Genomic DNA, 9,242 nt, shown 5'->3' on the forward strand with positions numbered 1-9,242 from the left:
GGCCGCCGAAGAAGGCGATGCGCCGGTGACCCTGGGCGATGAGGTGCGCGGTGGCCTCGCGCGCGCCCTGCTGGTTGTCCAGCAGCAACGTGTCCCAGTGCGCATACTCCGGCTGCTCGCCCGCCGGTTCGCGGTTGAACAAGAGCAGCGGCGTGCGTGCGCCCAAAGCGGCAAGCACCTGGCGCGCGTCGCTGCCTTCGGCGGGCGACAGGATGATGCCGCCGGGCCCGTGCTCGATCATCGAGCCGAGCACCGCCTGCTCGCGCCTGGGCGATTCGCTGGAGGAACCCAGCAGCGTGACCATGCCGGCCTCGCCCACCACTTCGTCCACGCCGGCGGCGAATTCGGCGAAGAACGGGTTGGCCAGCTCGTTGATCACCAGCGCGATCGAGGAGGAGGTGCGCCGGCGCAGGTTGGCGGCGGCACGGTTGAAGACGTAGCCTTGCCTGCGCAGCTCCGCCTCGACGCGGGCGCGGGTGTCCTTGTTGACCAGCGGGCTGCCGCGCAGCACCAGCGACACGGTCGCGCGCGAGACGCCGCAGCCGGCGGCGATGTCGCGCACCGTGACCTTGCGGCCGAGCGGGGGGTTGCTGTCCATCAGGCACCGGAAGAAGGGTTTGGAACGATCCAAATCTAACGGATCGGGATCAAGGTGCAAGCTGCGCTGCGGCGTGGGAGGGTGGTTCGCCTGCGGGCCGACCCGGCCGCAAGCTCAGGGCCCTTCGCGCAGCGCAGCATGCGTATCTCCGCAAGCATTGCTAGCGTGTGGTTTGGAACGATCCAAATTGGAGACCGCGATGCGTCCATGCCTGTCCTCCCTGGCCTTCGCACTGGCCCTGCTGCCCGGCTTCGCCCTTGCCGCCAGCGGCCATGCGGCCGATGTCGACCCGCGCACCGGCACCGGCGGCGACGGCCACACCTTTCCTGGCGCTACCGTTCCCTTCGGCATGATCCAGTTGTCGCCCGACACCGCGATGCCGGACTTCAAGCACGCCTACAAGTGGGCCGCCGGCTACCAATACGGCGACACCAGCATCCTGGGCTTCTCGCACACGCATTTCTCCGGCTCCGGCCATTCGGACCTGGGCGACGTGCTGGTGATGCCGATCGCCGGCGAGGTGAAGCTCGAACCGGGCGACCCGGCCAGGCCGGGCAGCGGCTACCGCTCGCGCTTCGACCACGCCAGCGAAGTGGAGCAGGCCGGCTATTACGCCGTGACCCTGGCCGATTACGGCATCCGCGCCGAGCTGACCGCCGGCCGGCGCATCGGCTGGCATCGCTACACCTTCCCTAAGGACAAACCCGCGCACCTGCTGCTGGACCTGCGCCCGAGCATCTACGACTACCCCGGCAAGGTGCTGTGGTCGAAGCTGCAGGTGGCCGCCGATGGCACCGTCAGCGGCTGCCGCACCACGCGCGGCTGGGCGCCGGGGCGCGAGCTTTGCTTCGCCCTGCGCTTCAACCAGCCGATGGTCTCGCGCACGCTGTACGACCGCGAGAGCGACATCACCTACAAGGGCTTCAAGGGGCCGGGCAACCAGCCGCTCGACCACGACGCGCAGAACGGCCGCGCGCTGGTGGGCGTGTTCGACTTCGGGATGCTCAGGCAACCGCTGGAAGTGAAGGTGGCGATCTCGCCGGTGAGCGCCGCCAATGCCGTGGCCAACCTCGACACCGACGGCAAAGGCTGGGACTTCGACGCCCGCCGCGCGCAGGCCAAAGCCGCGTGGGACAAGGCGCTGGCGGTGCTCGACGTCGATGCGCCATCGGCCGTGCGCACCCAGTTCTACACCGCGCTGTACCACGCGATGCTCTCGCCCACGCTGAGCATGGACGCCAACGGCCAGTACCGCGGTCCCGACCACGCCGTGCACCAGGCGCAGGGCTTCGATTTCTACTCGACCTGGTCGCTGTGGGACGTCTACCGCGCGCAGCAGCCGCTGATGGTGCTGCTGCGGCCGGACCTTTCCACCGACTTCGTGCGCTCGCTGGTGGCCGCGCGCGAGGCCAGCCCCTTCGGCATCCTGCCGGTGTGGGCATACCAGGGCCTGGAGACCTGGTGCATGATCGGCTACCACGCCGTGCCGGTGATCGCCGACGCCTACGTCAAGGGCGTGCGCGGCTTCGATGCCGGCAAGGCGCTGGACGCGATGGTCGCCAGCGCCACCTACGGTCCCTACGGCGACCTCGCCGACTACATGAAGCTGGGCTACGTGCCGATCGACAAGGAGCCGGAGGCGGCCTCCAAGACGCTGGAATACGCCTACGACGACTGGTCGCTGGCGCAGATGGCCAAGGCGATGGGTCGCAAGGACGTCGCCGCCACGTTCCAGAAGCGTGCCGGCAACTGGCGCAACGCCTGGGATCCGAAGACCGGCTTCATGCGCGCGCGCAAGAGCGACGGCGCCTTCCGCGAACCGTTCGACCCGGCCGCCGCCGGCTACGGCAGCGACTACACCGAAGGCAACGCCTACCAGTATTCCTGGTACGTGCCGCAGGACGTGCCAGGCCTGATCCAGGCGGCCGGGGGCGATGCCACCTTCATCCGGCGCCTGGACGAGGTGTTCGACGCGAAGATCGACCCGGCGCATTTCAAGAACGTCGAGGACATCACCGGCCTGATCGGCTGGTACGCCCACGGCAACGAGCCCAGCCATCACCTGGCCTATCTCTATGACTACGCCGGCGCGCCGTGGAAGACGCAGGCGCGGCTCAAGCAGATCATGGACAGCCAGTACGCCGGGCGCCCGGACGGCCTGGCCGGCAACGACGACCTGGGCCAGATGTCGGCCTGGTACGTGTTCACCGCCCTGGGTTTCTACCCGGTGACGCCGGCCAGCGACGTCTACGCGCTCGGTCGGCCCTTCGTCGCGCGCGCCACGCTGCACCTGGCCGGCGGCAAGGACTTCACCGTCAGCGCCTCGCCGCTGGACGACGCCCACCCTTACGTCGGCGAGGTCACCCTGAACGGCAAACCGCTGGCCCAGCCGTTCCTGCACCACGCACAGATCCTCGCCGGCGGCGAACTGCATTTCCGCATGCAGGCGCAGCCCGCGCGATAGGGCGCTTTCCAGCCAAAGGCCTCCCCCCTTCTCCCCGGTCTCCTCCGGCGGAACCGGGAAGAGGACGCATCTGGCTCGCGACCATGCGCCCCTCTCCCCCGAGCTTGCTGGGGGGAGGGGTCTTTGCGCTTTACTCTTCGCCCTCCTCGGTGCCGGCCGAAGGCCTCGTCGGTGGAGAAGTAGCGCCCGCCATCACCCGCCCCTAACGCGGTGTACGCTTTCATCACACGTTTACCGGCCAGAGCGGTAGCGGCACGCCGAGCTCCGCCTGGCCGTCGAGCCAGTGAGGGAACCTTCACCGCATGCCCAGCCGCCATCGCGTCCTGCTGCCCGAGCTCCGCCGCGGTCTGTACCGCTGGCGCGTGCCGCGGTGGCGTATGGCCGGGCTGCTTTGCGCGGTGCTGGTCATCGTGCTGCTGCCTTACCTGGCCACGCGCACCAGCCACACGGATGCGATGGAGGCCGGCGACCTGGTGACGCACTCCTCGGAGGTGAAGTCGCTCACCTACCGCATCGCCTACGTCACCCGCAGCAGCGAGGCGGCGGCCTATCGCCTGCTCGAAGGCGACAAGGAGCCCTCGCTGGCCGACAGCGCCCGCCAGGCCGGCAACGACGTGCCCGCGCTGCTCGGCCAGCTGAGCGAAATGACCCGCGACAACGCCACGCAGCAGGCGGCGATCGGCGCGCTGGGCAACGTGGTGAACGGCCGGCTGGCGTTGCTGGAGCAGGCGCTCGCGCGCATCCAGCACGGCGACCATGCCGGCGCTGCCGCGGCGCTGCACGATGCCGGGACGCTGTTCCGCATGGACCAGCAGATCGAAACCGTGGTGCGCAACGAGGGCAGCCTGCTGATGGAGCGCCGTGCGCATGCCCGGCGCAGCGCCTTCCAGAGCGCGCTGGTGCTGACCATCACTTCCGTCGCCCAGATTCTTTTGCTGTCCATCATCGTGTTCGTGTCCGAGCGCCAGATCGCCCGCCGCATGCGCGCAGAAACGCGCGAGAGCCAGGCCGTGCACCGTTCGCAGATGATCGTGCAGGCGGTGCGCGAGCCGATCGCGCTGCTCAACGCGCAGCTGCGCACGCTGCTGGTCAACACCGCCTTCAGCGAGCTGTACGGCCTGCCGCAGGATGAGCAGCGCGAACAGCGCGCGCTGCAGGAAGTGGGCGAGGGCGCCTGGACCGACGGTGCGCTGCTGCAGCGCCTGCACGACGTGCTGCTGCACGACCGCGAACTGTGGGACTACGAGGTGGTGCAGCGCACCGTCGGCGGCATCGACCGCCACGTGATGGTCAACGCGCGCCGCCTGCAGCAGCACGAGGGCGACGAGCCGGTGCTGCTGCTGACCGTCAGCGACGTCACCGCGCGCGCGCTGGTCGAGCAACAGGTGAAAGAGCTCAACCGCCAGCTGGAAGGCAAGGTCGAGCAGATCTCCGACGTCAACCGCGAGCTGGAAGCCTTCAGCTATTCGGTGTCGCACGACCTGCGCGCGCCGCTGCGCCACATCGCCGGATTCACCGGCAAGCTCAAGCGCCACCTCGAGGAGCACCTGGACGGCACCGCCGCGCACTATCTCGACGTGATCGCCACCTCGTCCACGCGCATGGCCCAGCTGATCGACGACCTGCTGGTGTTCTCGCGGCTGGGGCGCGGCGCGCTGCGGCTGCAGGGGGTGGACATGCAGTCGCTGGTCGACGAGGCCCGCGCGCTGGCCGAGTCCGAGGCGGGCGAGCGGAAGATCGAATGGACCGTCGGCGCCTTGCCGATCGTGATCGGCGACGAGAACATGCTGCGCACCGTGTGGCAGAACCTGATCGGCAACGCGGTCAAGTACACCGGCCGGCGCGAGGTGGCGCAGATCGCCATAGGCGTGGAGCGCGACCGTGACGGCGAATACGTCTTCACGGTGGCCGACAACGGCGCCGGGTTCAATATGGAGTACGCCGGCAAGCTGTTCGGGGTGTTCCAGCGCTTGCACCGTGCCTCCGAGTTTCCGGGCAACGGCATCGGCTTGGCCAACGTGCGCCGCATCGTCGCGCGCCATGGCGGGCGGGTCTGGGCCGAGGCCGAGCCGGAGCGCGGCGCCAGCTTCCATTTTTCGCTGCCGGCCACCGAGCTGGCCGAGGCGCGCACCACGAGACGTCTGTCATGAACAACCGACACCTGGGACCCGTACTGCTGGTGGAGGACAGCCTGGCCGACGCCGAGATGGCCATGGACGCCCTGCGCGAAGCCAACCTCGCCAACCCGGTGGTGCACGTGGAGGACGGCGTCGACTGCCTGGACTACCTGCATTGCCGCGGCGCCTGGCTGCAACGCGAAGCGGTCGATCCGTCGGTGATCCTGCTGGACATCAAGATGCCGCGCATGAACGGGCTGGAGGTGCTCACCCGGCTGCGCGAGGACGAGCGCCTGCGGCTGATCCCGGTGGTGATCCTGTCCTCCTCGCGTGAGGAGAGCGACCTGGCGCGCAGCTGGGACCTGGGCGTGAACGCCTACGTGATCAAGCCGGTGGACGTGGACCAGTTCTTTGAGGCGGTGCGCACGCTCGGACGGTTCTGGGCGGTGCTCAACCAGTTGCCGGAACACGAGTGACGACGGCGCTGGACGACGGAACGAGCAAGGAGGAGCGTTAACCGCATGCCCAACCCGAACACGCGCACGCTGCCCACCATCCGCATCCTGCAGGTCGAGGACGACCCGATCGATGCCGAGCTGATCCAGGCCGAACTGGATGCCGACGGCATCGACTACCAGGTGCGCCTGGTCGACGACGAGGCCAGCTACGTCGCCTGCCTGGGCGAGTTCGAGCCGCACATCGTGCTGTCGGACCTCAGCCTGCCAGGGTTTTCCGGCCAGCGCGCGCTGGACCTGCTGCGCCGCCACGACGAGGACCTGCCGTTCATCTATGTTTCGGCCACGCTGGGCGAGGAGGCGGCGGTCGAAGCCCTGCGCAACGGCGCCACCGACTACATCCTCAAGCAGAACCCGGCACGCCTGGCCACCGCCGTGCGCCGCGCACTGGCCGAGGCCGAGGCGCTGCGCGCCAAGCGCCGCGCCGAGGCGGAACTGATCCGCGCGCAGCGCTTCGAGAGCCTGGCGATGCTCGCCGGCGGCCTGAGCCACGACCTGCGCAACCTGCTGCAACCGCTGCTGCTGGCCGGCGACAGCCTGCAGGACTACCAGGACGATCCGCGCCTGGCGCGCCTGGGCGCGCTGGTGCGCGACTGCGGGCGCCGCGGGCTGCAGATGGTGCAGTCGATGCTCTCCTTCGCCCGCGGCGCCCGCCGCGCCGACCAGGTGCGCGTGGGCGCGCTGATGGATGCGCTGGGCCTGCTGCTGCGCGGCAGCGTGCCCAAGGAGGTACGCATGGAACTGGAAGTGAGCGACCGCGAGCTCACCTTCGAGGGCAACCACACCGAGCTGCAGCAGGCGCTGCTCAACCTGTGCCTCAATGCGATCCAGGCCATGACCGCGGGCGGCGAACTGCGCGTGTCCGCCGCCGAGTGCGAACTGAGGGAGGACGCCTTCCTGGCCGGCGAGCTGCCCCGCCCCGGGCGCTACCTGCGCCTGACCGTGGCCGACACCGGCCCGGGCATGCCGCCGGAGGTGCGCGCGCACCTGTTCGAGCCATTCTTCACCACCAAGGAGAGCGGCACCGGGCTGGGCCTGCTCTCCTGCCAGCGCATCGTCGCCAGTCACGGCGGTGTGATGCGGCTGGACAGCGAGCCAGGCAAGGGCACCGCCTTCCATCTCTACATCCCGCTGGAGGAGCCTGCGGTCGAGCAGGTCGCGCAGGAAGAGGCGGAGGGCGAGAACCTGCTCGGCGAGGCCGAACGCGTGCTGGTGGTGGTGGAGGAGGCCGGCCCGCTATCGCTGCTGGTCGACATCCTGGACGGTTACGGCTACCAGCCGCACGCCAGCCAGAGCGGCACCGCCGCCCTGCAGTGGATCGAGGCCCATGGCGTGCCCGACCTGGTATTGATGGACGCCGACATGAACCTGTTCACCGGCGTGCGCACGCTCGCCGCGCTGATCGAGCATGGCTACCGCCGCGCCGTGCTGCTGCTGGCGCGGCCAGAGGCGCCGCCCGACCTTGAGGAACTGCCCGCGCTGGAGCAGCTCTATCTAATCGACAAGCCGATCAACACCCAGCAGCTGCTGCGGACCATGCGCCAGGCACTGGATGGGCAGGAGGCGGGCACGGGCGAATAAGCTTCAGCTCCCTCCCCCCGGCGCAGCCGGGGGGAGGGTTGGGGAGAGGGGGAGGCCTTGCTTTGAGGGAGGCTGGTGTACCGGCTGGGAGCACCTTCCTCGCGAGCCCCGGCCACTCACCCAGGCCATCTCCCCGCAAGGAGAGGGGAGCAAAGCCTCAGTCGATGCCGAGCTTCTTCAGCTTGTAGCGGAGCGCGCGGAAGGTGATGCCGAGCTTCTTGGCCGCCGCCGTCTTGTTGTAGCGCGACTCCTCCAGCGCCTTGATGATCGCCGTGCGCTCGAGGTTGCTGATGTAGTCGTCCAGCGGCATGCCGCTGCCCGGGCCGGCGTGCGGCACCGGCGGTTGCGCGGCCACGGGGGCGCCGGGTTGCGGCGCGTGCGTGGCGGCATGCGCGGCATTGACCGGCTCGGGCTGGCGCAGCGGGCGCAGCGGCAGCATCAGGTCGGATGCCTCGATGGTGTCGCCCTCGCACATCGCCATGGCGCGCTCGAGGATGTTCTCCAGTTCGCGCACGTTGCCGGGAAAGTCGTACTCCTCCAGCGCCTGCTGCGCATCCGGCCGCAGCTTGCCGGGCGTGCCGCCGCTCTTGGCGGCGAGCGAGCGCAGGATGAAGGCGGCCAGCTGCGGCACGTCGCCGCTGCGCTCGCGCAGCGGGGGTACGCGCAGCTCGATCACGTTGATGCGGTAGAACAGGTCCTGGCGGAACTGCCCCTGCTCGACCAGCCGCGCCAGGTCCTTGTGCGTGGCCGAGAGGATGCGCACGTCCACCGGCACTTCCTCGCGCGCGCCGATCGGGCGGACGGCCTTTTCCTGGATCGCGCGCAGCAGCTTGACCTGCATGTGCAGCGGCAGCTCGGCCACCTCGTCCAGGAACAGGGTGCCGCCGTGCGCGGCCTGGAACAGGCCCTCCTTGTCGGCGCCGGCGCCGGTGAAGCTGCCCTTCTTGTGGCCGAAGAACTCGCTCTCCATCAGCTCGGACGGGATCGCGCCGCAGTTGACCGGCACGAACGGCCCGCTCGCGCGCGGGCCCTGCTCGTGGATCAGCCGCGCGACCAGTTCCTTGCCCACGCCCGACTCGCCGGCGATGTACACCGGCGCCTGGTTGCGCGCGAGCTTGCCGATGGTGGCGCGCACCTGCTGCATGGCCGGCGAATCGCCGACCAGCCGGCCGGCCGCGCCGGTAGCCGCACCCGCGCCGCCGCCGCTCCTGCGCTCCTCGGCCAGTTGCAGCGCGGTGCGCACCAGTCGGCGCAGCATCTGGATGTCCACCGGCTTGGAGACGAAGTCGAAGGCGCCCGCCTTGAGCGCGTTCACCGCCGCGTCGACGTTGCCGTAGGCGGTGATCATCGCCACCGGCATGTCCGGATGGGTGGCGGCGATCAGCTCGATCACCTCGTGGCCGGTGCCGTCGGGCAGGCGCATGTCGGTGAAGCACAGGTCGTAGCTGCGTTCGGCCAGCGCGCGGCGGGCCTCCGCCACGGTGCCCACCGCGTCCACCTTGAGGTCCATCCGGCCCAGCGTGATGGTGAGCAGCTCGCGGATGTCGCGTTCGTCGTCGATGACCAGGACGGTCTGTGCGGACATGGTTCTCTTCGTCAGGCGGCAACAGCCGAAGGGTATAGCAGTTTGGCCGCGATGTGCTCTGCTGGTCGGCAAGAAAGCCGCGCTGGCGGGCCTTGCGCCGTGGCGGCTTCTTCACGTTCGGGGGAGGCATTGTGCGCTGGGCGAGCGTGGACTGGCGCGCGGGCGGGCCTTCCTCCCGTACCTTTGGATGCTCATGCTCCTTTTCCCTTCCGGTACCTCTGCTTCCCTCCCCTCCAGGTTGGGGTGAGGGTGCTCGTGGGATGGTTTGTTGTGCGCTTCGCTTTTTTCCGTAGCGTTTCCGCGACCGGGCTCGCCTGCGGCGGGCTTTCGATCGCCTGCCGGCGCTCGAGTCACTTCTCTTTGCGGGCCCAAAGAGAAGTAA

Annotated in this window: 6 protein-coding genes; 4 read left to right on the forward strand and 2 right to left on the reverse strand. The window is 69.4% G+C overall.

The annotated features are described in order from the left end of the window. Window positions 1-598: LacI family DNA-binding transcriptional regulator (locus HOQ08_RS09025; protein WP_291193475.1), on the reverse strand; the 598-nt coding region annotated here is incomplete at its 3' end. Between the two features lie 199 nt (window positions 599-797). Here HOQ08_RS09025 and HOQ08_RS09030 point away from each other — a divergent pair. From HOQ08_RS09030 to HOQ08_RS09045, 4 genes are all read left to right on the forward strand, one after another. Continuing rightward, window positions 798-3,062 carry a GH92 family glycosyl hydrolase gene (locus tag HOQ08_RS09030; protein ID WP_291193477.1) on the forward strand — a complete coding sequence of 755 codons (2,265 nt, stop codon included), beginning with the start codon at window positions 798-800 and terminating at the stop codon, window positions 3,060-3,062. A gap of 302 nt (window positions 3,063-3,364) precedes the next feature. Further along, complete coding sequence (locus tag HOQ08_RS09035) at window positions 3,365-5,212, forward strand: ATP-binding protein (protein ID WP_291193479.1); 1,848 nt, start codon at window positions 3,365-3,367, stop codon at window positions 5,210-5,212. Then, window positions 5,209-5,655 (forward strand): response regulator, encoded by a 447-nt coding sequence (locus tag HOQ08_RS09040; RefSeq protein WP_291193482.1) that lies wholly within the window; start codon window positions 5,209-5,211, stop codon window positions 5,653-5,655. Before HOQ08_RS09035 ends, HOQ08_RS09040 begins: the two co-directional genes overlap by 4 nt. A 45-nt stretch (window positions 5,656-5,700) precedes the next feature. Beyond that, the gene (locus tag HOQ08_RS09045; RefSeq protein WP_291193484.1) at window positions 5,701-7,275 is read left to right on the forward strand and encodes a response regulator; all 1,575 of its coding nucleotides are present in this window, start codon (window positions 5,701-5,703) and stop codon (window positions 7,273-7,275) included. Window positions 7,276-7,432: 157 nt separating this feature from the next. Here HOQ08_RS09045 and HOQ08_RS09050 read toward each other — a convergent pair whose 3' ends face one another. After that, a complete protein-coding gene (locus HOQ08_RS09050; RefSeq protein ID WP_291193486.1) occupies window positions 7,433-8,860 on the reverse strand; it encodes a sigma-54 dependent transcriptional regulator in 1,428 nt (475 codons plus the stop codon). Between the last annotated feature and the right edge of the window lie 382 nt (window positions 8,861-9,242).

The sequence above is a fragment of the Frateuria sp. genome (assembly GCF_013362045.1).
Lineage (GTDB): Bacteria > Pseudomonadota > Gammaproteobacteria > Xanthomonadales > Rhodanobacteraceae > Frateuria_A.